Raw genomic sequence first — 24941 nt, 5'->3', positions numbered from 1 at the left:
GCTTTCCTGAATTTTACGGTTTGGTATTAGTGTAATCGGCAGCGCGGCGCTTTTCCTTAGCGCGCCAAAACCTTTCCGGGCGGGAATTCAGCAGAGAGTAAGGCAATAAGCCATAACGCCGATCTTTGCTTGCGCCCGGCATCCTTTCCAGGCGCAAGCTGAGCCTTGATTATTGCGCAGCGCAGCAGCGAGCCAGCGCAGCAATGTCCTGCGGCGTGGTGCGGCAGCAGCCACCAATAATTTGCGCGCCCGTCGTTTGCCACTCCGCCAGCTTATCCTTCAGCGAACAGCCCGCTGGCGCGCTGTGCCAGCTTTTATTGACTGCATCGTACTGCTCACCGGAGTTGGGATAGACCAGCAGCGGCTTCGCGGTCAGACCACGCAGCGTTGCCAGCGCCGGCGTCACTTTTTCCAGCGCGATACAGTTAATGCCCAGCGCTACCGCCTGCGGGCAGTCGTTAAGCAGCGCAGCGACCTTCGTCAGCGGCGTGCCGTCGGACAGGTGTTCGCTGTCGCGCAGGGTAAAGGAGAACCAGGCGGGCAGCGTGGGAAACTCCGCCAGCAGCGTTACCAGCGCCTCCAGCTCGGCATAAGAAGGCAGCGTTTCGCAGGCCAGCAGATCGATGCCGGTGCCCGCCAGCGCCTCAACGCGCGGACGATGAAACGCCATCATCTCCGCCTTAGGCAGCGCATAATCGCCGCGATACTCCGCGCCGTTGGCCAGAAACGCTCCGTACGGGCCAACCGATCCGGCCACCAGCAGCGGTGCGGCCTGCGGCTGCTGTGCCAGATAATCTTCCCGCGCCCGCAGCGCCAGCTCCGCGCTGCGCACGATCAGCTCGCGCGCCTGCAGCTCGCTTAATCCACGCGCCGCAAAGCCCTGCGGCGTCGCCTGATAGCTGGCGGTAATTGCGCACTGCGCCCCGGCGGCAAAATAGTCGTAATGAACCTGATAAATTAGCTGCGGATCTTCCATCAGCACTTTTGCTGACCACAGCGCATCGGCAAGCTGACAGCCGCGCGCCTCCAGTTCTGTCGCCAGCGCGCCGTCGAGAATCAGCGTGCCGTGACGCTTGAGCAGATCGGCAATGGGATCAAATAGCATGTTCTGTTTCCTTAGCGCTTTCCCGCTTTTTACGTTGTGTCAGCCAGTAGGCGCCGTAGCAGATCGCCACAAACGGCAGACCGCACCAGAGCGCAATGCGCTGTTCAGGATCGAACGCCAGCCCGACGCAGGCCAGCAGACAAAGGACACACCCCAGGATCGGCGTCAGCGGAAACCAGGGGGCACGAAATTTAAGTTCAGAGAGCGGTCGCCCTTCTCGCTGATGCTGACGACGGAACGCATAGTGAGATGCACAGATGCTGAGCCAGACCGCTACCACGGCGAAGCCGGAAATAGCGGAAAGCGCCACATAAACCGTATCGGCCGCCACAATGCTGGAGAACAGCGCCAGCAGCCCGCCCAACATGCTGGCGCCGATCGCCACCAGCGGAATCCCACGTTTCGTCAGGCGCGAGAAGCAGCGCGGCAGCGTGCCTTCATTGGAGAGCGACCAGAGCATACGGCCCGAAGCATAGAGGCCGGAGTTGGCCGCCGACAGGATAGCTGTCAGGATCACGAAATTGAAAATATCCGCCGCCCAGGGAATGCCGATCTTTTCAAAAACCAGCACAAACGGACTTTTCACAATGCCCGCCTGATCCATCGGGATCAGCGCCGCCAGAATTAATACCGTACCGATAAAGAAAATAATCAGGCGCGCCACGGTGGTGCGGATCGCCAGCGGCAGCACTTTCTGCGGATTTTCCGTTTCGCCCGCCGCGATGCCGATCAGTTCGGTGCCGGAAAAGGCGAAGTTGACTGCCACCATCGTCATCAGGATCGGCAGCGCGCCGTGCGGCAGCCAGCCAGAGGCGGTCAGGTTATGGAAAAAAGGCGCGGGCGTGCCATCCTTCAGCGGGATCAAGCCGAAGACCGCACCGCCGCCGAGAATAATAAACGCCAGAATGGTGATCACTTTGATCAATGAAAACCAGAACTCGCCTTCGGCGAAAAAGCGCGTAGAAATCACATTCAGTAGAAAAATCGCCACGCAGAAGATCAGGCACCAGAGCCAAACCGGCGTCTGCGGAAACCAGTACTGCATACAAAAGCCCGCCGCCGTCAGGCTGGAGCCCAGCGCCACGGTCCAGGTCAGCCAGTAGAGCCAGGCGACGGTATAGCCGGTGGCCGGACTGAGATAGCGGGCGGCGTAAACGTGGAATGCGCCGGTTTCAGGCATCGCTACCGACAGTTCGCCCAGCGACTGCATCACCAGCCAGACCACCAGCGCGCCGATCAGATAGGCGAGCAGCGTGCCCGCCGCGCCGGTGGTAGAAATGATATAGCCGGTATTAAAAAAGAGGCCGGTGCCGATCACACCGCCCAGCGACAGCATCACCAGATGGCGCGCCTTCATACTGCGTTTGAATTGTCCGCCTTGCGGCTGTTCTGACTGCATGATTGTCTATCCGTATGGACGTCTAAACTTCTAAATGTGGCAAGATTTATACCTGCCCTGACGGCAGAATGCAACGTGACAAACGATATGGGTTTAGCGGCAGCGAACAGAAAGACGGCGCTTCCCCGCATCCAGAAAAGCTACGGGGAACAACGGTTAAGGACAGAAAATGGCTCGAAGGGGTAATTAGTCAAACATGCTTTGCAGGTAGCGTTCCAGCGCAGCGCGCGAGCTAAAGCCGTGCGGAATACCATAATGATCCTGCGTATCGCCTGCCAGATACATCGGAAAATGGGTGTAGTGATCGCAGGTTTTAATCTCTGACGCCGGGTCAGCATAGTTCAGACTTTTTTCTTTCAGCGTCGGATGGATGACCAGTGCGGTTCGCCCCAGGCGCGCTTCGCGGTTGACGTAAACATAGTCTTCGCCACGGCGGTAACCATAGGTTTTCGGCGTCACGGTATCCATTTCAAAGCCAGCTTTTTCCAGAACGCGTGCCACCTCATCTGGTCGTAAATACATGCTTAATCCTCTCTATCTTATAAAGCTTCGCAACCTTACAACAGCGTGACTATCGGGAGCATTCAGAATTATCCAGAAAGCCTGCCCGCTTCGCTTATCGGCGATGGTTCAACACTAAGTATTACGTTATTCAGCAAAGGGAGAAGGAAAATGTTTAAACAAAACGCGAAAATGACGACCAAAAAATTTTTACCAGCGCTGACGCGCTCTGTGCGGTTATTTGCCGTTAGGCCTGAACTTTGCGTGGTTGAAAATCAAAAAATCCACATCTAGTATTCACACTACCACCAACACACTACCTGTTGTGCCTGTATCAAAATGACGTCGCCTGTATAGCGCCGTTGAAGGTGATGCTTCAGGACGTAAAAGGGAAATACGAATCATGCTCATTACTATTTACACTAAAAACAACTGCATGCAGTGTACGGCTACCAAAAACATCATGGATAAGCAGGGCCTCACCTATCAGCTGATTAACCTTGATGATGAGCCGGCCGCTATCGAAAACCTGAAGGCGCTGGGCTATCGCCAGCTGCCGGTGGTGATGGCCGATGGCGATCACTGGAGCGGTTTCCGTCCCGATAAGCTGATGCGCCTGGCGCAGCCGCAGCGGGCGCAGGGTTAATCCCATGTTGGTTTACTTCTCCAGCCAGTCGGAGAACACGCACCGGTTTATCACCCGGCTCGGCCTGCCGGCGCGCCGTATTCCGCTGGATAAGTCGCAGCGCCTGCGGGCGGAGCAGCCCTTTATTCTGGTGGTACCCAGCTACGGCGGCGGCAGCGCGCGCGGTGCGGTTCCCGGCCAGGTTATCCAGTTTCTGAACGATGAAGCCAATCGTCGGCTGCTGCGCGGCGTTATCGCCGCTGGCAACCGTAACTTCGGCGCGGGCTTTTGCCTGGCCGGCGACATTATCGCGCAAAAATGTCAGGTTCCTTATCTTTACCGCTTCGAGCTGATGGGAACCGCTGACGACATCGCCAACGTTAAAGCGGGAGTGACCCAATTTTGGCAACAACAGACAGTACACAGCTAGCGCCCGATTACCATGCGCTGAACGCCATGCTCAACCTCTATGACGCGCAGGGCAATATTCAGTTTGAGAAAGATCGTGAAGCGGCGCGCCAGTTCTATTTGCAGCACGTGATCCCTAACCGCGTCCCTTTCGCTTCGCTGACGGCGCGGCTGCAATATCTGGTAGCGGAAGGGTATTACGAGGCGGAGGTGCTGAACGCGTATCCGTTTGAGTTTGTCTGCCAGCTGTTTGAACAGGCGGCGGGCTGGGGCTATCGCTTCCAGACCTTTTTAGGCGCCTGGAAATTCTTCACCAGCTATGCGCTGAAAACCTTTGACGGCAAACGCTATCTGGAAGATTTTTCCGATCGCGTCTGCATGGTGGCGCTGACGCTGGCGCAGGGCGATACCCGACTGGCCACGGCGCTGATGGAGGAGATGCTTTCCGGGCGCTTCCAGCCCGCCACGCCAACCTTTTTAAACGCCGGTAAACAGCAGCGCGGCGAGCTGGTTTCCTGCTTTTTACTGCGTATTGAAGACAATATGGAGTCGATTGGCCGCGCGGTAAACTCCGCCCTGCAGCTGTCAAAACGCGGCGGCGGCGTGGCCTTTCTGCTCTCCAACCTGCGCGAAGCGGGCGCGCCGATCAAGCGCATTGAAAATCAGTCCTCTGGCGTGATTCCGGTGATGAAGATGCTGGAAGACGCTTTTTCCTATGCCAATCAGCTGGGCGCGCGCCAGGGTGCCGGTGCGGTTTATCTGCACGCGCACCATCCCGATATTCTGCGTTTTCTCGATACCAAGCGCGAGAATGCTGACGAGAAGATCCGCATCAAAACGCTGTCGCTGGGCGTGGTGATCCCGGATGTCACTTTCCGGCTGGCAAAGGAGAATCAGCCGATGGCGCTCTTCTCGCCCTATGACGTGGAGCGACTGTACGGCCAGGCGTTTGCCGACATCAGCGTCAGCGAGAAATATGATGAGATGCTGGCGGACGAACGTATCCGCAAAACCTTTATTAACGCGCGCGAATTCTTCCAGACGCTGGCGGAGATCCAGTTCGAATCAGGCTATCCCTACATTATGTTTGAGGATACGGTGAACCGCGCCAATCCAGTATCGGGCCGGATTAATATGAGCAACCTCTGCTCGGAGATCCTGCAGGTTAATACGCCCTCCAGCTACCATGACGATCTTAGCTATCGCCAGGTGGGCAAAGATATTTCCTGTAATCTCGGCTCGCTGAATATTGCTCATGCGATGGATTCCGGCAACCTGGCGAAGTGCGTTGAAGTGGCGGTGCGCGCGCTCAGCGCGGTGTCGGATATGAGCCACATCCATTCGGTGCCGTCAATTGAGCGCGGAAATGCGCAGTCGCACGCCATTGGCCTGGGACAGATGAACCTGCACGGCTACCTCGCGCGCGAAGGGATCCCCTACGGTTCGCCGGAAGCGCTCGATTTCACCAACCTCTATTTTTACTGCGTGACGTATCACGCGCTGCGCACCTCAAATCAGCTGGCGCGCGAACGTCAGCAGCGCTTCGCCGGTTTTGAACAGTCGCGCTACGCCAGCGGCGACTACTTCACGAAATATATCGAACGGGAATGGCTGCCGCGTACCGAACGCATTGCGCGCCTGTTTGCCGACGCGGGCATTGCGTTGCCCGGCCAGGGGGAGTGGACGGCGCTGCGGGAAGCGGTGATGCGCGACGGCCTGTATAACCAAAATCTTCAGGCGATCCCGCCGACCGGCTCGATCTCTTATATCAATCACGCGACGTCCAGCATTCATCCGATTGTGTCGCGTATTGAGATCCGTAAAGAAGGCAAAACCGGCCGCGTTTATTATCCGGCGCCCTTCCTGACCAACGAAAATTTCGCCGCCTGGCAGGATGCTTATGAGATCGGCCCGGAAGCGATTATCGATACCTACGCCGAGGCGACGCAGCATGTCGATCAGGGTTTGTCGCTGACGCTCTTTTTCCGTGACGGCGTGACCACGCGCGATATCAACCGCGCACAGATCTACGCCTGGAAGAAAGGGATCAAAACCCTGTATTACATCCGCCTGCGCCAGATGGCGCTGGAAGGTACCGAGGTGCAGGGCTGCGTCTCCTGCTCGCTATAAACCATTGATGGATCGAGCTATGCAAAAGCTTAAGCGCATCCAGGCGATAAACTGGAACCGTATTGAAGATGATAAAGATCTGGAGGTCTGGAACCGTCTGACCACCAATTTTTGGCTGCCGGAGAAGGTGCCGCTGTCGAATGATCTGCCCGCGTGGAATACGCTGAGCAGAAACGAACAGCAGCTGACCATCCGCGTGTTTACCGGCCTGACGCTGCTGGACACCCTGCAAAATAGCGTCGGCGCGCCCGCGCTGATGGCCGATGCGCTGACGCCGCACGAAGAAGCGGTGATGTCCAATATCAGCTTTATGGAAGCGGTACATGCGCGCTCCTACAGCTCTATTTTTTCCACGCTCTGTCCGGTTAACGATGTGGACGCGGCTTATGACTGGAGCGAAGAAAACGGCCCGTTGCAGAACAAGGCGCAACTGATCAATCAGCATTACTGCGCCGACGATCCGCTGAAGAAGAAAATTGCCAGCGTGTTTCTGGAGTCGTTTCTTTTCTATTCCGGTTTCTGGCTGCCGATGTACTGGTCAAGCCGCGGCAAGCTAACCAATACCGCCGATCTTATCCGTCTGATTATTCGCGATGAGGCGGTACACGGTTACTATATCGGCTATAAGTATCAGAAAGCGTTGCAAAAAGAAGATACGCAGCGGCGTGAGGCGCTTCAGCAGTTTGCCGTCGAGCTGCTGATGGCGCTCTACGATAATGAGCTGGCCTATACCGAGGCGCTGTATGGCGAAACGCCGTGGCTGGAGGAGGTGAAAACCTTCCTGCACTATAACGCCAACAAGGCGCTGATGAATTTGGGTTATGAAGCGCTGTTCCCGGCGGAGATGACCCAGGTTAACCCGGCGATTTTAAGCGCCCTGTCGCCTAACGCTGATGAAAACCACGATTTCTTTTCCGGCTCCGGTTCCTCCTATGTCATGGGGAAAGCGGTAGATACCGAAGATGAGGATTGGGATTTTTAAATAATAATTGGGCGCGCTATCGCGCCCTTTTTATCTCGCCAACACTGACAAATAATAATCTCTGCATACCGAATTTTCCCACAAAAATAGTATTTATTCCTTACAACCATTATTGATATCAATCGCCAATTTTCAGTCAAAAATAATGGTGGGAAATCGCCTTTTCAGGCAGGAAATTCAACTTTTTTCAGCCTTAATTTATTTCGCCTCAGCCCTTATCACGTCTGACCTGATGCGAGATGCGCATCTCAAAGCCAGTGCTGCAGCGCGGCGCAAAGGGTTGTCAGAGATTCTGAGTATGTTAGGGTATAGGCCGCTTTAAATTCACCAGGACAAGAATCAAACCAGATAATTAACCAACCAGGACAGTTAAGCTGCATGGCAATTAAGTTAGAAGCAAAAAACCTCTATAAAATATTTGGCGAAAATCCAGAGCGCGCTTTTAAATATATTGATAAGGGCATCAGCAAAGAAACTTTGCTGGAAAAAACCGGCCTTTCCCTCGGAGTAAAAAACGCCAGTCTGGCCATTGAAGAAGGCGAGATCTTTGTCATCATGGGACTTTCCGGCTCAGGAAAATCCACTATGGTTCGCCTTCTCAATCGTCTGATAGAGCCGACACGCGGCCAGGTCATTATTGATGGCGTCGATATTGCAAAAATATCTGACAGCGAACTGCGTGAAGTCCGGCGAAATAAAATCAGCATGGTATTCCAGTCATTTGCCCTGATGCCGCATATGAGCGTATTAAATAATACCGCTTTCGGTATGGAATTAGCGGGCGTGCCACAAAAAGAGCGGCAGGAAAAAGCGCTGGACGCGCTGCGTCAGGTTGGACTGGAGAATTATGCTCACGCCTGGCCCGATGAATTATCTGGCGGTATGCGTCAGCGTGTTGGATTAGCCCGCGCACTGGCAATTAATCCCGATATTCTATTAATGGACGAAGCGTTTTCCGCACTTGATCCGTTAATTCGTACGGAAATGCAGGATGAACTGGTAAAACTCCAGGCCAAACATCAGCGCACAATTATTTTTATTTCTCACGATCTCGATGAAGCGATGCGTATTGGCGATCGCATTGCCATTATGCAGGGCGGCGAAGTGGTGCAGGTCGGCACGCCGGATGAAATTCTCAATAATCCGGCCAATGACTATGTGCGCACCTTTTTCCGCGGCGTTGATATTAGCCATGTCTTTAGCGCGAAAGATATTGCCCGTCGTGGCGCCAGCGCCCTGATGCGCAAAGCGCCCGGCTTCGGTCCGCGTTCGGCAATCAAGCTGTTGCAGGATGAAGATCGGGAATATGGCTACGTGCTGGAAAAACAAAAATTTGTCGGCGTGGTTTCCACCGATTCGCTGAAGGCGGCGCTGGCCGCTGGCGCGGGCCTTGACGCGGCGATCCTTTCCTCACCCGCCGCCGTTTCCGGCGATACCTCCCTGAATGAACTGCTGTCGCACGTGGCACAAGCGCCCTGCGCGGTGCCGATTGTCGGCGACGAGAATCAGTATATCGGCGTGATTTCTAAAGGCACGCTGTTACAGGCATTAGATCGCGAGGGGAGCCCGTCATGAGCAAGTCAACAACTAATCCGTGGGAAAGCGCGCCAGAGCAGACGGCTCAGCCCGCCGCCAGCCAAACCGCCAGCGATCCCTGGGGCGCAACGCCTGCTGACGGCAGCGCAGCGCAGCCTGCCGCAACCGACGCCTGGGGCTCGCCTGCCGACGCGTCTGGCGGCCATGAAGCCGCTGCCAGCAGCAGCGACTGGCTGAACAGCGCGCCCGCGCCGCAGGCGGAGCATTTTAATATTCTCGATCCTTTTCACCATACGCTGATCCCGCTCGATAGCTGGGTCACCAACGGGATCGACTGGGTAGTCAGCCATTTTCGCCCGCTGTTTCAGGGGATCCGCGTGCCGGTGGATTATATCCTCAGCGCTTTTCAGCAGCTGCTGCTGGGAATGCCCGCGCCGGTCGCCATCTTGCTGTTCGCCCTGATCGCCTGGCAGCTCTCCAGCTTTACGATGGGCGTTGCCACGCTGATTTCGCTGGTGCTGATCGGCGCTATCGGCGCCTGGTCACAGGCAATGGTCACGCTGGCGCTGGTGTTAACCGCCCTGCTGTTCTGTATTGTGATCGGCCTGCCGCTGGGGATCTGGCTGGCACGTAGCGAGCGTGCGGCGCGCATTATTCGTCCGCTGCTGGATGCGATGCAAACCACGCCCGCCTTCGTTTATCTGGTGCCGATCGTAATGCTGTTCGGTATCGGCAACGTACCAGGCGTGGTGGTGACGATTATTTTCGCCCTGCCGCCGATTGTGCGCCTGACGGTTCTCGGCATTAAACAGGTGCCGGAAGATCTGATCGAAGCTGCCGAATCCTTTGGCGCTAACCCGCGACAGATGCTGTTCAAAGTTCAGCTGCCGCTGGCGATGCCGACCATTATGGCGGGTGTGAACCAGACGCTGATGCTGGCGCTGTCGATGGTGGTTATCGCTTCGATGATTGCGGTTGGCGGCCTCGGTCAGATGGTGCTGCGTGGCATTGGCCGTCTCGATATGGGGCTGGCCACCGTCGGCGGCGTCGGCATTGTGATTCTGGCGATTATTCTCGATCGCCTGACGCAGTCATTCGGCCGCGATAAACGCAGCCGCGGCAATCGTCGCTGGTTCGCAACCGGCCCGCTGGGCCTGATTACCCGTCTGTTTCACTAATCCTCCGGCGGCGCCACAGCGCGCCGCCCGTTACCGTATACCAACGATAAATAAGGAATCGCTATGCGTAAATCAGCCCTTCTGGCTGCCGCCCTGATGTCGCTGACCGGCGTGCAGGCTGCTACCGCCGCGTTACCCGGCGAAGGCATTACCGTGAAACCGGTGCAAAGTACTATTTCTGAAGAAACCTTCCAGACGCTGCTGGTCAGCCGCGCGCTGGAAAAATTAGGCTATAGCGTCGAAAAGCCGAGCGAAGTGGATTACAACGTCGGCTATACTTCGATCGCCTCCGGTGACGCCACCTTTACCGCCGTTAACTGGCAGCCGCTGCACGATGATATGTATAAAGCCGCCGGCGGCGACAAAGCCTTTTACCGTCAGGGCACCTATGTTACCGGCGCCGCGCAGGGTTACCTGATCGACAGAAAAACCGCGGAAAAATATCACATTACCCGTATCGATCAGCTAAAAGATGAAAAGCTGGCGCGCCTGTTTGATACCAACGGCGACGGCAAAGCGGATATGACCGGCTGTACGCCGGGCTGGGGCTGCGAAGCGGTGATTCTGCATCAGAACAAAGCCTTCGGCCTGAGCAAAACCGTCGAGCCGAATATGGGTAACTATGCCGCTATGATGGCCGATACCCTCGCCCGCTATAAACAGGGAAAACCGATCCTTTATTACACCTGGACGCCTTACTGGATAAGCGATGTGTTGGTCCCGGGCCGCGATGTGGTCTGGTTACAGGTGCCGTTCTCCTCCATGCCAGGCGAGCAGAAAGCGGTTAACACCGAGCTGCCTAACGGCGCGAATTATGGCTTCCCGGTCAATACGATGCATATCGTCGCGAATAAGGCCTGGGCAGAGAAAAACCCAGCTGCGGCGCGCCTGTTTGCCGAAATGAAGCTGCCGATCGGCGACATCAACGCGCAGAACTCTCGTATGCATCAGGGTCACTCCTCTGAGCAGGATATTAATGCTCATGTCGATGGCTGGATCAAAGCCCATCAGGCGCTGTTCGATAAATGGATTGCCGACGCGCAAGCAGCCGCCAAATAAGTACTATTTGTTTAGCGAAACGGACAACGATTGTTGTCCGTTTTTTTATATTTATTCCGTCGCCTGCGCTAAAAAGCAGAACAAAAGTAAACAAAACTGGTAGGTCCTGTAAAATACAGCCAACTACGAAATAGTTTTTTGGGTTACTATTAGCAGCGACGAATTATCAACCCTGCTTACTGCTTATGAATTCAACAAACCAGGGCCTTAGCCCCACGCTGGTAGCCCTGATGTCCTTTGCCACTGGACTGGCCGTTGCCTGCAACTATTATGCACAGCCTCTGCTGGACACCATTGCCCGTAGTTTTAACCTGTCCGTTAATCAGGCCGGTTTCATTGTTACCACCGCTCAGCTGGGCTATGCCGCCGGGTTATTGCTGCTGGTTCCGCTTGGCGATCGCCTGGAACGGCGCGGGTTAATTGTCGGAATGAGTCTGCTGGCGGCAGGCGGCATGGTGATTACCGCGCTCTCCACCAGCCTCGGCATGATGCTGCTCGGCACGGCGCTGACCGGCCTGTTTTCCGTAGTGGCGCAGCTGCTGGTTCCGCTGGCCGCGACGCTCGCCGCGCCGGAAAAGCGCGGCAAAGTGGTCGGCACGGTGATGAGCGGCCTGCTGCTCGGCATTCTGCTGGCCCGTACCGTCGCTGGCGCGCTGGCGCAGCTGGGCGGCTGGCGCGCCGTTTTCTGGGTAGCCAGCATCCTGATGGTGTTGATGGCGCTGGCACTGTGGCGCGGACTGCCGCGCTACCGTCAGACGGTCGAACTGAGCTATCCACAACTGCTTGGCTCTATTTTCCGCCTGTATGCGGGTTCGCGTGTTCTCCGTACCCGCGCCGTTATTGGCTGCCTCTCTTTTGCCAACTTCAGCGTGCTGTGGACATCGATGGCTTTTCTGCTGGCTGCGCCGCCGTTTAATTACTCTGAAGGTGAAATCGGCCTGTTAGGTCTGGCGGGCGCCGCGGGCGCGCTGGCGGCCCGACAGGCAGGCTCGCTGGCAGATCGCGGCAAAGCCCGTCTGACCACGACGCTTGGCCTGCTGATTATGCTGATTTCCTGGGGATTGACCGCGCTGGGCGCACATTCTCTGGCGGCCCTGATTGTGGGCATTATCCTGCTCGATTTAGCGGTACAGGGCGTTCATATCACCAACCAGAGCGTGATCTATCGACGTATGCCTGAAGCGCGTAACCGGCTGACGGCTGGCTATATGACCAGCTACTTTATCGGCGGTGCGGCTGGCTCTTTGCTCTCCGCCAGCGCTTATCATTTCGCAGGCTGGTACGGCGTTTGTATCGCCGGAGCGCTATTAACTTTGCTTAATCTGTTGAGCTGGTGGCGAGGCTACCGTTACGAAGATCACAATAATTAACTGACAAAATGTAAATAGACATTTTTTTCAGTAACAGCAGGCTATAAAGCCGTTTACCACTCTGGTATGGTTAGCGGTGAATTCATTCATAATGGTTATTTTTTCGTAAGCAATTATTCAGGTTATGGAAAGAATAGTGCGGAAAGAGGCCGTTGTGTCGCAGCGGTACTGACATCAATCAGCGGCCCGTCACATTAGCAAATAGCATGCTTAAGCGAGAATAAACCTCTGTTTTTTCTGTGCTGCAATCGCCAGTGACAAGGTTGGAGGCGCCAAATGACGCGCCCGCGATTTTGCCTTTGCGCAGCCGCTTGCGACAGCGTTTTGTTAGGGCCTTTGATAACTGCAGCCCCGCGTTGCGCCGGACACTATTTATGAGATCTGCGGCATCAGTGCGTGATGTCGCCCGACCTTTCGGTTTATGGAGTGAGCCGGAAATTTAGATGATGACGTTGCGATCGTATGAGCTATCGCTGCTGGTAAAGATGTTCATGTCTGTTTCGTCATCACCATTACATACCAGTTGCAACTAATGAGGTTCCTTTAAGATGGAAAGTTCGTTTACTCCCATTGAACAGATGCTGAATATTCGCGCTACTCGCCATAAAAATTTCCCGCTCCAGGAAATCATGCTGACGCGTCTGTGCATGCACATGCAGAGCAAACTGTTGGATAATCGCAACAAAATGCTGAAAGCTCAGGGGATTAACGAGACACTGTTTATGGCGTTGATTACGTTGGACGCCCAGGAAAATCAAAGCATTCAGCCTTCTGAGCTAAGCGCCGCGCTGGGCTCATCCCGTACTAACGCTACGCGTATCGCCGATGAGCTGGAAAAACGTGGCTGGATTGAGCGTCGTGAAAGCGATAACGATCGCCGTTGTCTGCACCTGCACCTGACGGAAAAAGGCAATGCGTTCCTGCATCAGGTTCTGCCGCCGCAACATCAGAGCCTGCAATATCTCTGGTCTTCGCTCAGCAACAGCGAAAAAGCACAGCTGGAAAGCCTGACGCGTAAACTATTGAATCGTCTTGATCAGATGGATGAAGAAGAAGTTATTTCTTCGCTGTCACATCAATAGCAATTCCTGCGACACAATCACCCTCAGAAATCGTTATCTTAAATCCCTTTTGTCCATGCCAGCGCCTGTAACGCTGGCATTTTAGGCTCGGGCCCCTGCGCACATGGAAAGGCGCACCCCGAAAAACGTGTATACGTGGAAAACGTGGAGAGAAGTATGAGCGTGAATGCGGAGACGCAACACCCGCAGAAGCCAGGTAATAAAAAGAAAAAACGTAAAGGTGCGTTAACTTTCCTGGCGGTTCTGTTTGTTCTGGCTGGCGTCGCTTATTTGATTTACTGGGCGCTGGTACTGCGCCATTTTGAAGAGACGGATGACGCTTACGTGGCGGGCAACCAGGTGCAAATCATGGCCCAGGTGGCAGGCAGCGTAAACAAAGTCAGGTTCGACAATACCGATTTTGTGAAAAAAGGCGATGTGCTGGTCACGCTGGATAAAACCGATGCCGAACAGGCGTTTGAAAAAGCGCAAACCGCCTTGGCCACCAGTGTGCGCCAAACGCATCAGCTGATGATCAACAGCAAGCAGTATCAGGCATCTATTGCGCTGCAAAAAACAGCGCTGGCACAGGCGGAAGCGGATCTTAAACGTCGCGAGCCGCTGGGCGCGTCCAACCTGATTGGCCGTGAAGAGCTGCAACACGCGCGCGATGCGGTGGCAACTGCCAGAGCGCAACTGGATGTGGCGGTTCAGCAATATAACGCCAACCAGGCGGCGATTCTTGATACCTCGCTGGAAAACCAGCCGGCGGTAAAACAGAACGCCGCGGCGCTACGCGATGCCTGGCTGGCGCTGCAACGTACCGAGATCCGCAGTCCTATCGACGGCTACGTTTCCCGCAGCGTACAGGTTGGTGCGCAGATCTCAACCTCCACGCCGCTGATGGCGGTGGTTCCGGCGACAAATGTCTGGGTTGACGCCAACTTTAAAGAGACGCAGCTGGCTGGCGTACGTATCGGACAACCGGCCACCGTGGTCAGCGATATTTACGGCGATGACGTGATTTATCACGGCAGAGTGGTCGGCCTGGATATGGGTACCGGCGCCGCCTTCTCGCTGCTGCCGGCGCAAAACGCCACCGGCAACTGGATTAAAGTCGTGCAGCGCCTGCCGGTGCGTATCGAACTGGATGCCAAAGAAGTGGCCGATCATCCGCTGCGCATCGGTCTTTCCACGCTGGTAAAAGTGGATACCAGCAATAAAGCAGGCAGCGTGCTGGCTTCTCAGGTTCGTCAGACGGCGGCTTATCAGAGCGACGCGCTGGCGATCGACCTTGCGCCGGTGAATCAGTTAATCAGCGAGATTATTCGCGCCAATGCGGGCGAATAACGCGGGAGACGGTTATGGCACAAAAACCGCTTGAAGGCGCTCAGCTGGTTCTGATGACCATTGCGCTGTCGCTGGCGACCTTTATGCAGGTGCTGGATTCCACCATCGCCAACGTTGCCATCCCAACCATTGCCGGTAACCTCGGTGCCTCGAACTCACAGGGCACCTGGGTTATTACCTCGTTTGGCGTCGCTAATGCGATCTCCATTCCGATTACCGGCTGGCTGGCGAAGCGGGTGGGCGAAGTAAAGCTGTTCGTCTGGTCGACGATCGCTTTCGCCGCCGCCTCTTTCCTGTGCGGCGTGGCGGATAGCCTGACAATGCTGATTCTGTTCCGCGTGATTCAGGGGCTGGTTGCCGGTCCGCTGATTCCGCTGTCGCAGAGTTTGCTACTGAGCAACTATCCGCCCGCTAAGCGCAGCATCGCCCTGTCGCTCTGGGCGATGACGGTGGTGGTCGCGCCGATTTGCGGCCCGATTCTTGGCGGCTGGATCAGCGATAACTATCACTGGGGCTGGATCTTCTTTATCAACGTGCCGATTGGCATCGTGGTGACCATCCTGACGCTGCAAACGCTGCGCAATCGTGAAACCAAAACCGAAATCCGCCCTATCGATACAGTAGGCCTGGTATTGCTGGTGGTGGGGATCGGCGCGCTGCAAATCATGCTCGATCGCGGGCGTGAGCTGGACTGGTTCAGCTCAACCGAAATTATCGTGCTGACGGTTATCGCGGTGGTGGCGCTGGCGGTGCTGTTTGTCTGGGAGATGACCGACGATCATCCGGTGGTGGATTTGACGCTCTTTAAATCGCGCAACTTTACCATCGGCTGTCTGTCGATCAGCCTGGCCTATATGCTGTACTTCGGCTCCATTGTGCTGCTGCCGCAGCTGTTGCAGGAAGTCTATGGCTATACGGCAACCTGGGCTGGGCTGGCCTCTGCCCCGGTGGGGATTTTCCCGGTGATCCTGTCGCCGATTATCGGCCGCTTCGCCCACCGCATCGATATGCGGCGTCTGGTGACCTTCAGCTTTATTATGTATGCCGTCTGCTTTTACTGGCGCGCCTATACCTTTGAGCCAGGCATGGACTTCGGCGCATCGGCGTGGCCGCAGTTTGTTCAGGGACTGGCGGTGGCCTGCTTCTTTATGCCGCTGACCACTATCACCTTGTCGGGCCTGCCGCCGGAGCGGCTGGCGGCGGCCTCCAGCCTGTCAAACTTTTTGCGTACCCTGGCCGGTTCCATCGGTACCTCGATTACCACCACCATGTGGACCAATCGCGAATCGATGCACCATAGCTATTTCGCCGAGTCGATCACACCGTACAACGTGAATGCGCAGGAAGCCTATCGCCAGCTGGAGCAGATGGGCATGACGCAACAGCAGGCGTCCGGCTATATCGCCCAGCAGATCACTAATCAGGGGCTGATCATCTCCGCTAATGAGATTTTCTGGGCCTCAGCCGGCATCTTCCTGGTGCTGCTGGCGCTGATTTGGTTTGCCCGTCCGCCCTTTAGCTCCGGTGGAGGTGGCGGCGGCGCGCACTGAATGTCAGGCATAAAAAAACGGGCTTATCGCCCGTTTTTCTTTTTCCGCCTGACGGCAAAATTAGTGGTTCTGTCGCCACCACTCCGCCAGCAGAATGCCGGTCGCCACCGATACGTTCAGACTTTCTACCTTACCGGTGCCGTCAATCGACACGCTCAGATCGCCCTGCTGCAGCGCGGATTCGGTCAGGCCATCGCTCTCCTGCCCCAGCACCAGCACCATTTTCGCCGGCAGTTTTGCCTGCGTCAGCGGCGTGCTGCCTTTATGGCTGGAGGTGGTGACGATGGTGTAGCCCGCCTTGCGGAAGGCTTCGAGGCCAGCGACAAAGCTTGATGCGCTAAGCGCCTGTACATGCTCGGCGCCGCCCTCGGCGGTACGTACCGCAGCACCCGATTCCAACACAGCGGCATCGTCCACCAGCAGGCCTTTTACACCAAAGTGCGCGCTGCTGCGCATAATGCCGCCGATGTTGTGCGGGTTGCCAATATTTTCCAGCGCCAGCACGCAATCCTGCTCGCGCTCCGTTGCCAGCCAGTCACGGACCGGCGTGCCAACGCGTTTTTTGATCAGGAAGCAAACGCCGCCGTGATGTTCGGTGCCGGACGCTTTCTCCAGCTCCGCTTCATCTACCACGTGATAAGCTTTGCGGTTGGCCGCCAGCCAGCGCAGCGCATCGCGAAAGCGCGGCGTTACGCTCTGCACAAACCAGGCGCGTACGATACATTCAGGACGGCTCTGGAACAGCGCCTGACAGGCGTTCTCACCATAAACACGGGTCTCTTCCAGGCGCTGACGACGCAGCTGCCCAGGATCGATAAAGCTTTTACCGCTAATGCCGCCGTGATCGGGCTTCGCCTCTTCATTCGGCGCGCGCGAAACGGTACGCCACGGCGACTCGCCGCGTGGCAGTTCATCACGATCGCGATCGCCACGGAATTTACCATCGCGGCCACCGCGGGACGCGCCTTCAGACTGGCGGGATGGACGACGGCTTCCTTCCGAACGGTCGGCGCCTGGACGGCTGCCTTTGCCGGTACGGGGATTTTGTCCGCGTTTATCATTATTGTCTTCACCGCGAACATACATCACTTTGACTTTGCCGCTTTTACCTTTGAATTCGTCGTTCATCTGTTCCTCCACCTGCTGAGCGCGAAGCGCGAAGATTACCTGAAGCGTAGATTCTATGCCATCAACTTCCGCCAAAAGTCGCTAACTATTACATTCATTGAGCATTCCATGTTGTCGCTCAATTCGGGCCGATTGATAATTAAACTTATGCTTAAAATTAGCAGCTAATAAGGTTCCATAAACCCTGAGGTGATAAATGAATACGGTATGTGCATCCTGTCAGGCAACGAATCGCGTTCCAGAAGAGCGCATTGCCGATGGCGCAAAATGCGGCCGCTGCGGTGGCGCGTTGTTTGAAGGTGAAGTGATCAACGCGACTACCGAGACGCTGGATAAATATTTGCAGGACGATCTGCCGGTCGTGGTGGATTTCTGGGCGCCCTGGTGCGGTCCCTGCGTCAACTTTGCGCCCATTTATGAAGATGTGGCCAGCGAGCGCGGCGGTAAAGTCCGCTTTTTGAAGGTCAATACCGAAGCCGAACCTGAACTGAGTGCCCGCTTCCGCATTCGCAGCATTCCCACCATTATGCTGTTTAAGCGCGGCGAACTGGCCGATATGTTAAACGGCGCGATGCCGAAAGCGCCGTTTAATGAGTGGCTGGACGAGGCGCTCTGAGAAACACGGCTGGCTTAGCGCCAGCCGCACTACGCTTCCTGCCCGCTTCCCGCTACAATGGCGTTTTGCCCGCTTAATTTCATGACTGATAACGCCGTTTTACGCTTGCGCGCCGAGCGCCTGGCGCGCGCAACCCGCCCTTTTCTCGCCCGCGGAAACCGGGTGCTTCGTTGCCAGGGCTGCCTGCTGCCACAAAAGCTTTGCCTGTGCAGCGAAATTGCTCCGCAGTCCGCCCGCAGCCGTTTTTGCCTGGTGATGTTCGATACCGAGCCAATGAAACCAAGCAATACCGGCCGACTGATCGCCGATATTCTTCCCGATACGCTGGCTTTCGGCTGGTCACGCACCGCAACCGATCCGGCGCTGCTGGCCGCGGTAGCCAATCCTGACTATCAGCCGATGGTGGTATTCCCTGAATCGTATGCCGATCCAGGGCGTCCGGTGTTGAATCGCCCGCCACAAAGCGGCAAGCCGCCACTGTTTATCATGCTGGACGGCACCTGGGCCGAAGCGCGCAAAATGTTTCGCAAAAGCCCGTGGCTGGACGCGCTGCCGGTGATGTCGCTAAAGCTCACCACCCCATCCAACTATACGCTGCGCGAGGCGCACGGCGCCGGACAGCACTGCACCGCCGAGGTTGCCGCCGAGCTGCTGCGCCAGGCGGGCGATGAAGCCGCTGCGCAACGCCTCAGCACGCATTTTTGCTGTTCCGTCAGCGTTATCTGGCAGGAAAACCGCATCATCCAGCTCACCTCACGGCAGAAGAAACGGAAAACGTTTAGACTCAGGGTAATTGTCGCCTCAGGAGCAGGAAATGAGTCAACGTGGGCTGGAAGCGCTGTTACGACCGAAATCTATTGCCGTTATTGGCGCCTCGGTAAAGCCGGGACGTGCAGGGTATTTGATGATGCGTAATCTGCTGGGCGGTGGCTTCAGCGGGCCAATTTTGCCCGTTACGCCTAAATATAAGGCGGTTTCCGGCGTGCTGGCTTGGCCCGATATCGCCAGTTTGCCGTTCACGCCGGAGCTGGCGGTGATCTGTACCAACGCCAGCCGTAATCTCGCCTTATTGCAGCAGCTGGGTGAGAAAGGTTGTCAGGCCTGCATTATCCTTTCCGCGCCGGAAAGCCAGATGGCGGAGCTGAAAGTCTGCGCCAGCCGCTGGCAAATCAGGCTGCTTGGCCCCAATAGTCTCGGGCTGCTGGCGCCGTGGCAGGGCCTTAACGCCAGTTTTTCACCGGTACCGATCCTGAAAGGCAAGCTGGCTTTTGTCTCTCAGTCGGCGGCGGTCTCCAATACCATTCTTGACTGGGCGCAGCAGCGCCAGCTTGGCTTCTCCTGGTTTATCGCGTTAGGCGACAGCCTGGACACCGATATTGACGATCTGCTCGATTTTCTCGCGCGCGACAGTAAAACCAGCGCCATTCTGCTCTATCTGGAACACTTAAGCGACGCGCGCCGCTTTGTTTCCGCTGCCCGCAGCGCCTCGCGCAATAAGCCGATTCTGGTGATCAAAAGCGGACGCAGCCCGCAGGCTCAGGCGTTGTTAAAAACCCATGCCGGACTGGATGCAGCCTGGGATGCGGCGATTCAGCGCGCCGGTCTGCTGCGCGTGCAGGATACGCATGAACTGTTCTCGGCGGTGGAAACGTTAAGCCATATGCGGCCGCTGCGCGGCGAGCGGCTAATGATCGCCAGCAATGGCGCCGCACCCGCTGCGCTGGCGCTGGATGCGCTGCAAACCCGCAGCGGCAAACTGGCCCAGCTTGACGAGGCGACGCTGACGCAACTGCGCTCGCAGCTTCCCACCGAAGTGACACCCGGCAATCCGCTCGACCTGAAAGATGACGCCACGCCGGAACGCTACCTGCAGGCGGTTTCCGCCCTGCTCGATAGTCACGAGCTGGACGCCCTGATGATCATTCACGCGCCGAGCGCCGTGGCGCCGGCAACCGAGACCGCACAACGGTTGATCGAGCTGATAAAAAAACACCCGCGCGGCAGCGCGTTAACCTTGCTCACTAACTGGTGCGGCGAGTTCTCTTCACTGGAGGCGCGCCGCGCCTTTAGCGATGCGTCGATTCCAACCTATCGTACGCCGGAAGGCGCGGTCACCGCTTTCATGTATATGGTGGAATATCGTCGTAACCAGAAACAGCTGCGCGAAACGCCTGCCCTGCCCGCCTCGCTGAAGCAGGATACCGCTTATGCGCATCAGCTGATCCAGCAGGCATTAGATGATGGCGCTACTCAGCTTGATACGCATGAGGTACAGGCGATTCTGCAGGCCTATGGCCTGACGACGCTGCCAACCTGGATCGCAGGCGACAGCGCTGAGGCAGTGCATATCGCCGGACAAATCGGCTATCCGGTTGCTCTGAAGTTGCGCTCGCCAGATATTCCCCATAAGTCGGATGTTCAGGGCGTGATGCTCTATCTGCGTACTGCCAGTGAGGTTCAGCAGGCGGCCGATGCCATTATCGATCGCGTCAAGCTGGCCTGGCCGCAGGCGCGTATTCACGGCCTGCTGGTCCAGAGCATGGCAAATCGCGCCGGTGCGCAAGAGTTGCGTATTGTGGTTGAGCAGGATCCGCTTTTCGGCCCGGTGATTATGCTGGGCGAAGGCGGCGTCGAATGGCAGGCGGATCTTCATGCAGCCGTAGCGCTGCCGCCGCTCAATATGACGCTGGCGCGCTATCTGGTTATTCAGGCGATTAAAAGCGGTAAGGTGCGCGGACGTAGCGCACTGCGGCCACTAGATATTGCCGCGCTCAGCCAGGTGCTGGTACAGGTCTCTAACCTGATTATTGATTGCCCGGAGATTCAGCGGCTGGATATCCATCCGCTGCTGGCCGCGGGCGATGAATTTACCTTACTGGATGTCAGCATGACGTTGGCGACGTTCGACGGCGACAGCGAGTCCCGCCTGGCTATTCGCCCTTATCCGCACACGCTGGAGGCATGGATTACCATGAAAAACGGCGAGCGCTGTTTGGTTCGCCCGATCCTGCCGGAAGATGAGCCGCTGCTTCAGCGCTTTATCGCTCAGGTAACTAAAGAAGATCTCTACTATCGCTATTTTAGTGAGATCAATGAGTTTACCCACGAGGATTTAGCCAATATGACGCAAATCGACTACGATCGAGAAATGGCTTTTGTCGCAGTACGCGAGCAACAAGGTGAGAAGGAAATTATCGGCGTCACGCGCGCAATTTCCGATGCGGATAATACCGATGCTGAATTCTCAATACTGGTGCGTTCGGATTTAAAAGGGTTGGGGCTTGGCAGGCAACTGCTGGAGAAGATGATGGTTTATACGCGTAGTCATGGCCTGTTGCAGTTAAATGGTATTACCATGCCCAATAATCAAGGCATGATTACCCTGGCGAAAAAGCTGGGGTTCAGCGTAGAGGTGCAGCTGGAAGACGGCATTGTTAGCCTGCATCTGCCTCTCAGACACGCTGACGGGCAACATTAAACCGTGAAGATCGCCCTTTACGCCGAGTTAATGTTAATATCGAAGGTTAGAACCATGATTTTATGGCAGAAGACCACTCAATGAATAGAGAAGAAGCGCACTGTGATGTTGTCTAAATTCAAGCGTAATAAACATCAACAACACCTTGCCCAGCTGCCCAAACTGTCTCAGTCAGTTGCTGATGTCACCACGCTTTACTCACCATCTGAGTTCCGCGCTACGCTGCTGGAAAAAATTGCCAGCGCCACGCAGCGCATCTGCATTGTGGCGCTCTATCTGGAAAATGATGATGCCGGACGCGCAGTGCTGTCCGCGCTTTATGCCGCCAGGCGCGCCCGCCCGGAGTTGGATATTAGTGTACTGGTTGACTGGCATCGGGCGCAGCGTGGCCGTATCGGCGACGCCAAAGGGTTAACCAACGCTGACTGGTATTGCGATATGGCCAGCCAGCATCCCGATCTTGCCATTCCGGTTTACGGCATTCCGGTTAACACCCGCGAAGCGTTGGGCGTACTGCATCTGAAAGGCTTTATTATTGACGATACGCTGCTTTATAGCGGCGCCAGTATTAATGATGTTTATCTGCATCAGCATGATAAATATCGTTACGACCGCTATCAATTGATTCGTAATCCGCAGCTTACCGATACTATGTTTGAATGGATCGAACGTAATCTGAAAAATGCGGAAGCGGTACATCGTCTCGATCAACATGAGCGCCCAAAAAGCCCGGAAATTAAAAATGAAACCCGCCAGTTTCGTCAGGATTTGCGCGGCTTTGATTACCACTTTACCTCTAATGCCAATAATGAAGAACTGGCGGTAACGCCGCTGGTTGGGCTGGGTAAACGCAGCCTGCTGAATAAAACCATCTATCATTTGATGCCCTGCACCGAGCAGAAACTAACGCTCTGTACGCCTTATTTCAACCTGCCAGCTATTCTGGTACGCAATATTATTTGGCTGCTGCGCCAGGGCAAAGAGGTGGAAATTATTGTCGGCGATAAAACGGCGAATGATTTTTATATTCCGCAGGACCAGCCGTTTAAAATTATCGGCGCGTTGCCTTATCTGTACGAAATTAATCTGCGACGTTTCCTAAGCAGGCTGCAATATTACGTTAATAACGGCCAGCTGACCGTGCGCCTGTGGAAAGACGGTGAAAATAGCTATCACCTGAAAGGCATGTGGGTGGATGAAGAGTGGATGCTGATTACCGGTAATAACCTGAATCCGCGCGCCTGGCGACTCGATCTGGAAAATGCGGTGTTGATCCACGATCCGCTACAGCAGCTGGCAGAGCAGCGCGAACGCGAATTGGCCTTAATTCGTCAGCATACCAGCGTGGTTAAACATTTCCGCGATCTCGACAGTATTGCCGATTATCCGGTGAAAGTTCGTAAACTGATTCGCCGTTTGCGTCGTATCCGTATCGATCGGTTAATCAGCCGCATCCTGTAGCCTGCAGGATGTTTGTCGCATCTTAATTCTTTCAGGAGCTGTGATGCGTATAACCCTGCTTTTATGCTGCTTATGCTGTGCCGGATGCAGCCATACCGCGCAGGATCGCTGGTCCGGACAGGATAAGGCTCAGCATTTTATTGCCTCGGCGGTTCTCTCCGCTGCAGGTAATGAATATGGCCAGCGACAGAACTGGTCGGCGCGCCACAGCAATAGTTTCGGCTTGATGTTTTCTTTCAGCCTTGGCGCGGCTAAAGAGTTGTATGACAGCCGCCCGGCAGGCAGCGGCTGGAGCTGGAAAGATTTAAGCTGGGATATTGCCGGTGCGGCGACCGGCTTCGCCCTCTGGAATATAGGTCAGTAATCTACAGTTTCATCCCCTGCCCTTTACGATGCAGCATTAGCGAAACCAGCAGCGCAACAGCGCCTAACCCTGAGACATACCAGAAAAACCAGGTTTCGTGCCCCGCCGCTTTTAGCGAAAGCGCAACGTATTCCGCCGATCCGCCAAAAATAGCGTTGGCTACGGCATACGAAAGTCCGACGCCTAACGCCCGTACCTCTGGCGGAAACATCTCTGCTTTGACAATGCCGCTGATTGAGGTGTAAAAGCTGGTAATCAACAAAGCCAGCATAACCATGAAGAAGATTAGCCAACCGCTCTCGCTGCGCTGTAATAAGGTCAGAATTGGTACTGTACACAACGTGGCGCCAGCACCGAAAATAAGCATTGAGTTACGACGCCCTATCCTGTCCGACAATGCGCCCATCAGCGGCTGAATCAACATAAAAATAAACAATGCTAACGTCATTAAAGCGCTGGCATCTTTTGCATCCATTCCTGCGCTGTTCACCAGATATTTCTGCATATAGGTAGTAAAGGTATAAAAGCTCAGGGAACCGCCGGCGGTAAAACCTAATACCATTGAAAAAGCGCGACGGTGTTTCCATAAGCCGCGCAGGCGTCCTGCGTCATGATGCTGCCGTGTTTTATTATTAGTGGTTTCATTTAAGGAACGACGCAGGAATAGCGCGACGATTGCCAGTACGGCGCCTAACGCAAAAGGAATACGCCAGCCCCAGCTACGCAGATCTTCAGGTGTTAATAGTTGCTGTAATATCACGACGGTGAGTAATGCCAGCAGTTGCCCGCCGATCAAGGTGACATATTGGAAAGAAGCGTAATAGCCTTTGCGCCCTTCGACGGCGACTTCACTCATATAGGTGGCGCTGGTTCCGTATTCTCCCCCAACCGACAGCCCCTGAAACAAGCGGGCCAGTAAAAGCAGTATCGGTGCCCAGATCCCTAAAGTCGTATAGCCGGGTAAGCAGGCAATGACCAGCGAGCCGAAGCACATCATGCAGACGGAAATCAGCATCGATTTCTTACGCCCATGACGATCGCCGATCCAGCCAAAGAGCCATCCGCCAATTGGACGCATCAGAAAGCCGGCAGCAAAAACTCCAGCCGTTTGTACCAGCTGCGTTGTAGTGTTTCCCGTTGGGAAGAAGATATGTGCGAAGTAGAGAGAGCAAAAAGAGTAAACATAAAAATCAAACCACTCGACGAGATTACCTGAGGACGCACCGATAATTGCTCGAATACGGGCTTTATCTGACGTCTGGGTCAACTCGCTTTTTTTACTGCTGGTGATTATATCAGCCATGTATACCTCACTGTATTCCTTGCCGCCTAACAGGCCAAAAACTCAGTAAAGCATTAAAGTCTGATGTTAATAAAATGTTTTATAAATGAGCGGCATGTTTTGTGAGGTGTCAGGAGTTATTGGTTCTTTATGCAATGAGGCTGGCAGTTAAACGTAAGGTATTGGCGCTCGGCATATTCAGGAAAGGAGTGAAAGAGAGAAAATGTAACTAAACAGGAACAGGAATATTATAAAACGAGGATGGTTATAAAGCAGAACGGTGCTGGTCTGGTCTGGTCTGGTCTGGTCTGGTCTGGTCTGGTCTGGTCTGGTCTGGTCTGGTCTGGTCTGGTCTGGC

At 55.4% G+C, this 24941-nt stretch carries 20 protein-coding genes and 2 pseudogenes; 17 read left to right on the top strand and 5 right to left on the bottom strand.

The window, feature by feature from the left end:
• Positions 1 to 169 precede the first annotated feature (169 nt).
• From mmuM to P3C52_RS08685, 3 genes are all read right to left on the bottom strand, one after another.
• Positions 170 to 1105, bottom strand: a complete 936-nt coding sequence (mmuM, locus tag P3C52_RS08695) for a homocysteine S-methyltransferase (protein ID WP_275554623.1) — start codon at positions 1103 to 1105, stop codon at positions 170 to 172.
• Complete coding sequence (mmuP, locus tag P3C52_RS08690; RefSeq protein ID WP_275554622.1) at positions 1095 to 2504, bottom strand: S-methylmethionine permease; 1410 nt, start codon at positions 2502 to 2504, stop codon at positions 1095 to 1097. The genes mmuM and mmuP overlap by 11 nt, the downstream gene beginning before the upstream one ends.
• A gap of 186 nt (positions 2505 to 2690) precedes the next feature.
• Entirely contained in the window at positions 2691 to 3026 is a 336-nt protein-coding gene (locus P3C52_RS08685) for a DUF2002 family protein (RefSeq protein WP_275554621.1), read from the bottom strand.
• Positions 3027 to 3408: 382 nt separating this feature from the next.
• On the opposite strand from P3C52_RS08685, the gene nrdH reads away from it, so the two are divergent.
• The 11 genes from nrdH to emrB all read left to right on the top strand — a co-directional run bounded on the left by nrdH (position 3409) and on the right by emrB (position 16254).
• Positions 3409 to 3651 carry a glutaredoxin-like protein NrdH gene (gene nrdH / locus P3C52_RS08680; RefSeq protein WP_275554620.1) on the top strand — a complete coding sequence of 81 codons (243 nt, stop codon included), beginning with the start codon at positions 3409 to 3411 and terminating at the stop codon, positions 3649 to 3651.
• A 4-nt stretch (positions 3652 to 3655) separates the two neighbouring features.
• Positions 3656 to 4060 carry a class Ib ribonucleoside-diphosphate reductase assembly flavoprotein NrdI gene (nrdI, locus tag P3C52_RS08675; protein WP_275554619.1) on the top strand — a complete coding sequence of 135 codons (405 nt, stop codon included), beginning with the start codon at positions 3656 to 3658 and terminating at the stop codon, positions 4058 to 4060.
• A complete protein-coding gene (gene nrdE, locus P3C52_RS08670) occupies positions 4033 to 6168 on the top strand; it encodes a class 1b ribonucleoside-diphosphate reductase subunit alpha (RefSeq protein WP_275554618.1) in 2136 nt (711 codons plus the stop codon). Before nrdI ends, nrdE begins: the two co-directional genes overlap by 28 nt.
• A gap of 19 nt (positions 6169 to 6187) precedes the next feature.
• Positions 6188 to 7150 carry a class 1b ribonucleoside-diphosphate reductase subunit beta gene (gene nrdF / locus P3C52_RS08665; protein WP_275554617.1) on the top strand — a complete coding sequence of 321 codons (963 nt, stop codon included), beginning with the start codon at positions 6188 to 6190 and terminating at the stop codon, positions 7148 to 7150.
• Positions 7151 to 7528: 378 nt separating this feature from the next.
• A complete protein-coding gene (gene proV, locus P3C52_RS08660; RefSeq protein ID WP_275554616.1) occupies positions 7529 to 8725 on the top strand; it encodes a glycine betaine/L-proline ABC transporter ATP-binding protein ProV in 1197 nt (398 codons plus the stop codon).
• On the top strand, positions 8722 to 9864 hold the full coding sequence (proW, locus tag P3C52_RS08655) for a glycine betaine/L-proline ABC transporter permease ProW (protein ID WP_275554615.1): 1143 nt from the start codon (positions 8722 to 8724) through the stop codon (positions 9862 to 9864). The genes proV and proW overlap by 4 nt, the downstream gene beginning before the upstream one ends.
• A 63-nt stretch (positions 9865 to 9927) precedes the next feature.
• Positions 9928 to 10923 (top strand): glycine betaine/L-proline ABC transporter substrate-binding protein ProX, encoded by a 996-nt coding sequence (proX, locus tag P3C52_RS08650; RefSeq protein ID WP_275554614.1) that lies wholly within the window; start codon positions 9928 to 9930, stop codon positions 10921 to 10923.
• Between the two features lie 185 nt (positions 10924 to 11108).
• Positions 11109 to 12293: an MFS transporter gene (locus P3C52_RS08645; RefSeq protein ID WP_275554613.1), complete on the top strand. Its 1185-nt coding sequence runs from the start codon at positions 11109 to 11111 to the stop codon at positions 12291 to 12293.
• A gap of 548 nt (positions 12294 to 12841) precedes the next feature.
• The gene (gene mprA / locus P3C52_RS08640) at positions 12842 to 13375 is read left to right on the top strand and encodes a transcriptional repressor MprA (protein ID WP_275554612.1); all 534 of its coding nucleotides are present in this window, start codon (positions 12842 to 12844) and stop codon (positions 13373 to 13375) included.
• Positions 13376 to 13531: 156 nt separating this feature from the next.
• On the top strand, positions 13532 to 14704 hold the full coding sequence (emrA, locus tag P3C52_RS08635; protein WP_275554611.1) for a multidrug efflux MFS transporter periplasmic adaptor subunit EmrA: 1173 nt from the start codon (positions 13532 to 13534) through the stop codon (positions 14702 to 14704).
• Positions 14705 to 14718: 14 nt separating this feature from the next.
• Complete coding sequence (gene emrB / locus P3C52_RS08630) at positions 14719 to 16254, top strand: multidrug efflux MFS transporter permease subunit EmrB (protein ID WP_275554610.1); 1536 nt, start codon at positions 14719 to 14721, stop codon at positions 16252 to 16254.
• Positions 16255 to 16314: 60 nt separating this feature from the next.
• Here emrB and P3C52_RS08625 read toward each other — a convergent pair whose 3' ends face one another.
• Complete coding sequence (locus tag P3C52_RS08625; RefSeq protein ID WP_275554609.1) at positions 16315 to 17382, bottom strand: tRNA/rRNA methyltransferase; 1068 nt, start codon at positions 17380 to 17382, stop codon at positions 16315 to 16317.
• Between the two features lie 196 nt (positions 17383 to 17578).
• Between P3C52_RS08625 and trxC the strand changes: the two genes are divergently transcribed.
• The 6 genes and pseudogenes from trxC (at position 17579) to P3C52_RS08595 (ending at position 23301) form a co-directional block, all read left to right on the top strand.
• A complete protein-coding gene (trxC, locus tag P3C52_RS08620; RefSeq protein ID WP_275554608.1) occupies positions 17579 to 17998 on the top strand; it encodes a thioredoxin TrxC in 420 nt (139 codons plus the stop codon).
• 81 nt (positions 17999 to 18079) lie between these two features.
• Positions 18080 to 18780, top strand: a pseudogene (locus tag P3C52_RS08615) (tRNA-uridine aminocarboxypropyltransferase).
• Between the two features lie 32 nt (positions 18781 to 18812).
• Positions 18813 to 21476 (top strand): bifunctional acetate--CoA ligase family protein/GNAT family N-acetyltransferase, encoded by a 2664-nt coding sequence (locus tag P3C52_RS08610; RefSeq protein WP_275554607.1) that lies wholly within the window; start codon positions 18813 to 18815, stop codon positions 21474 to 21476.
• A gap of 80 nt (positions 21477 to 21556) precedes the next feature.
• Positions 21557 to 21592: pseudogene (locus P3C52_RS08605) on the top strand (hypothetical protein).
• A complete protein-coding gene (pssA, locus tag P3C52_RS08600) occupies positions 21582 to 22937 on the top strand; it encodes a CDP-diacylglycerol--serine O-phosphatidyltransferase (RefSeq protein ID WP_275554722.1) in 1356 nt (451 codons plus the stop codon). The pseudogene P3C52_RS08605 and the gene pssA overlap by 11 nt, the downstream one beginning before the upstream one ends.
• Before the next feature lie 43 nt (positions 22938 to 22980).
• Complete coding sequence (locus P3C52_RS08595; RefSeq protein WP_275554606.1) at positions 22981 to 23301, top strand: YfiM family lipoprotein; 321 nt, start codon at positions 22981 to 22983, stop codon at positions 23299 to 23301.
• Position 23302: 1 nt separating this feature from the next.
• On the opposite strand, the gene P3C52_RS08590 is transcribed toward P3C52_RS08595, so the two are convergent.
• Positions 23303 to 24604, bottom strand: a complete 1302-nt coding sequence (locus P3C52_RS08590) for an MFS family transporter (RefSeq protein WP_275554605.1) — start codon at positions 24602 to 24604, stop codon at positions 23303 to 23305.
• Between the last annotated feature and the right edge of the window lie 337 nt (positions 24605 to 24941).

The organism is Mixta sp. Marseille-Q2659, from assembly GCF_940807255.1.
In the GTDB taxonomy this organism is placed as follows: domain Bacteria; phylum Pseudomonadota; class Gammaproteobacteria; order Enterobacterales; family Enterobacteriaceae; genus Mixta.
The sequence above is the reverse complement of the archived record's forward strand: the minus strand, read 5'-3'. Positions and strand labels throughout refer to the sequence as shown.

Bases quoted from the DNA above. Each gene is read 5' to 3' on its own strand.
- mmuM (WP_275554623.1), bottom strand. From the start codon at position 1,105: ATGCTATTTGATCCCATTGCCGATCTGCTCAAGCGTCACGGCACGCTG.
- mmuP (WP_275554622.1), bottom strand. From the start codon at position 2,504: ATGCAGTCAGAACAGCCGCAAGGCGGACAATTCAAACGCAGTATGAAG.
- P3C52_RS08685 (WP_275554621.1), bottom strand. From the start codon at position 3,026: ATGTATTTACGACCAGATGAGGTGGCACGCGTTCTGGAAAAAGCTGGC.
- nrdH (WP_275554620.1), top strand. From the start codon at position 3,409: ATGCTCATTACTATTTACACTAAAAACAACTGCATGCAGTGTACGGCT.
- nrdI (WP_275554619.1), top strand. From the start codon at position 3,656: ATGTTGGTTTACTTCTCCAGCCAGTCGGAGAACACGCACCGGTTTATC.
- nrdF (WP_275554617.1), top strand. From the start codon at position 6,188: ATGCAAAAGCTTAAGCGCATCCAGGCGATAAACTGGAACCGTATTGAA.
- proV (WP_275554616.1), top strand. From the start codon at position 7,529: ATGGCAATTAAGTTAGAAGCAAAAAACCTCTATAAAATATTTGGCGAA.
- proW (WP_275554615.1), top strand. From the start codon at position 8,722: ATGAGCAAGTCAACAACTAATCCGTGGGAAAGCGCGCCAGAGCAGACG.
- proX (WP_275554614.1), top strand. From the start codon at position 9,928: ATGCGTAAATCAGCCCTTCTGGCTGCCGCCCTGATGTCGCTGACCGGC.
- P3C52_RS08645 (WP_275554613.1), top strand. From the start codon at position 11,109: ATGAATTCAACAAACCAGGGCCTTAGCCCCACGCTGGTAGCCCTGATG.
- mprA (WP_275554612.1), top strand. From the start codon at position 12,842: ATGGAAAGTTCGTTTACTCCCATTGAACAGATGCTGAATATTCGCGCT.
- emrA (WP_275554611.1), top strand. From the start codon at position 13,532: ATGAGCGTGAATGCGGAGACGCAACACCCGCAGAAGCCAGGTAATAAA.
- emrB (WP_275554610.1), top strand. From the start codon at position 14,719: ATGGCACAAAAACCGCTTGAAGGCGCTCAGCTGGTTCTGATGACCATT.
- P3C52_RS08625 (WP_275554609.1), bottom strand. From the start codon at position 17,382: ATGAACGACGAATTCAAAGGTAAAAGCGGCAAAGTCAAAGTGATGTAT.
- trxC (WP_275554608.1), top strand. From the start codon at position 17,579: ATGAATACGGTATGTGCATCCTGTCAGGCAACGAATCGCGTTCCAGAA.
- P3C52_RS08610 (WP_275554607.1), top strand. From the start codon at position 18,813: ATGAGTCAACGTGGGCTGGAAGCGCTGTTACGACCGAAATCTATTGCC.
- pssA (WP_275554722.1), top strand. From the start codon at position 21,582: ATGTTGTCTAAATTCAAGCGTAATAAACATCAACAACACCTTGCCCAG.
- P3C52_RS08595 (WP_275554606.1), top strand. From the start codon at position 22,981: ATGCGTATAACCCTGCTTTTATGCTGCTTATGCTGTGCCGGATGCAGC.
- P3C52_RS08590 (WP_275554605.1), bottom strand. From the start codon at position 24,604: ATGGCTGATATAATCACCAGCAGTAAAAAAAGCGAGTTGACCCAGACG.